At 66.6% G+C, this 1941-nt stretch carries 1 pseudogene; it reads right to left on the bottom strand.

The features are described 5' to 3' along the window. A pseudogene (locus BLX41_RS02540) lies at nt 1-1941 on the bottom strand (DUF637 domain-containing protein); the annotation flags it as partial.

Genomic DNA, 1941 nt, shown 5'->3' with positions numbered 1-1941 from the left:
CGGCGGCGCTGCTGTTGGTCACCCGCAAGCGGTCGGTCTCGGCCACTTCCCACAGGCCGTTGATGCGGCCGCCGCCGCGGTCGTCGCAGCCGGCGCCGGGAATCAGGGTGCAGGACAGGCGGGTGATACTGGCCGCGCTCTTTTCGTGCTCGGTGTACTGCAGCACGTCCATGACGTTGTTGACGGTAGTGGCGGCGATGCTCAGCTTGCCAAGGCTTTCGATATCCCCGGAACGGTTGTCCAGCAGGTCGGCGCGGGTTTGCTGGTCGTCCTTGGCGATCAGCGCGGTGCCCAGGCTGTACACCTGGGCGTAGCGGTTGCTGAAGCTGGTGGTCAGCAGTTGCATATTGCCGCCGCTGGAGATCAGGCCGTGGTCGTTGACCAGGGTGGCGGCGGTGAGGTTCAGGTCTTCGCCGCTGCCCAGGGTGCCCAGGTTGTGGATGCTGGCGGCATTCAGCAGCAGCTTCTGGCTGGCGGTGATACGCCCGGCGCTGTTCAGCGCACCGTCGATCTTCAGGGTGCTATTAGCGCCGCCGGCGATGCTGGCGCTGTCCGCCAGATCCAGTTGCGCGGCATGCAGGTCCAGTTGACCAATGCTGCTCAGGCGCCCCTTGCCGCTGTAGTTGCCGTTCAGGTCGAGGTTGAGCGCGGCGTCGCTGCCGATCAGGCCGTCATTGCTCCAGTGGCTGCCGCTGCCGGTCAGGCCGTTGCCCGCCAGGAGCTGGCCATCGGCGGTCTGGCTCAGGTGGTCGACCTTGACCAGCAACTGGTCGGCCTGGATTGCACTGCTGTTGGTCCAACGCTCGGCCTCCAGGGTCAGTTGGCCGGCGGTCTTCAGGCGGCCGCCGACGTCTTCGAGGTTGGCCATGGAGATGCCGAACACGCCACTGCCGCTGTGCAGCAGGCTGCCGCCACGGTTGTTGAAGCCGCCGGCGTCGAAGGCCAGGTCGTGGTTGGCGGTTTCCAGGAAGCCGCCGCGGTTGTCGAAGGTGCCGCCGATATCGAAGCGGGTTTTGCTCGCCAGGCCCAGGGCCCGCAGTTGCCCGCGCTGGTTGTCCAGGCTGGCGGCGGCGGTGGCCAGGGTGCTGCGGCTTTCGATCAGGCCCTGGCGGTTGTCCAGGGCACCAGCCAGCTCCAGCTCGATCTGCCGGGCGCTGATCTGGCCGGCGCTGTTGTCCAGGTCCTTGGCGCTGATATGCAGCGCCTGCTGGGCGAAGAGCGCGCCGTCGCGGTTGTCGAGGCGGCCATCGGCAGCGGTTTCCAGGGTGGCGCCGCCGTTGAGGGCGGACACCTTGCCGGCCCTGTTGTCGAGGTGGCCCGCCTTGAGCGTCAGGTCGCCCTGCTGGGCAATGATCTGCCCGCCCTGGTTGCCGGCAGCGGCGGCAACCTCAAGGCCCAGGGTGGTCTTGGCCTGCAGCAGGCCCTTGGCGTTATCCAAGTGATCGGCATTGAGTTGCAGGTCGGCTTCGCGGCTGAGGATCTCGCCGCCGTCGCTGTTCTGCACTTCGCCACTGGCGCTGATCAACACCGAGTCATTGGCCGCGACACGGCCTTTCTGACGGTTGTCCAAGTGTTCGGTGAACAGCCGCAGCCACTGCTGGCTGGAGAGTTCGCCGCCCTGGTTCTCAACCTTAGTGCTGCGCTTGAGCAGCAAAGGGCCGGCGGCAGACAGCGTGCCCTGGTTATTGATCAAGTGTCCCAGCAGATCGAGGGTGACGCCCTGCTTGCCGGTGAAAGTGCCGTGGCTGTTGTCCAGGTCACTGCCGATGAATTCCAGGTCGCCGGCGGCGTTGACTGTGCCGCCCTGGTTGCCCAGGGCCATGGCCTGCAGGGTCAGGGTGGCGGCGCTGTCGATGGAGCCGCCCTGGCTGTTGTCCAGCCGGTCGCTGAGTTTGAGGCTCTGTGCACCCGCGCTGGAGATCACGCCCTTGAGGCTGTTGT

It is taken from the genome of Pseudomonas protegens (genome assembly GCF_003732485.1).
In the GTDB taxonomy this organism is placed as follows: domain Bacteria; phylum Pseudomonadota; class Gammaproteobacteria; order Pseudomonadales; family Pseudomonadaceae; genus Aquipseudomonas; species Aquipseudomonas protegens_B.
The sequence above is the reverse complement of the archived record's forward strand: the minus strand, read 5'-3'. Positions and strand labels throughout refer to the sequence as shown.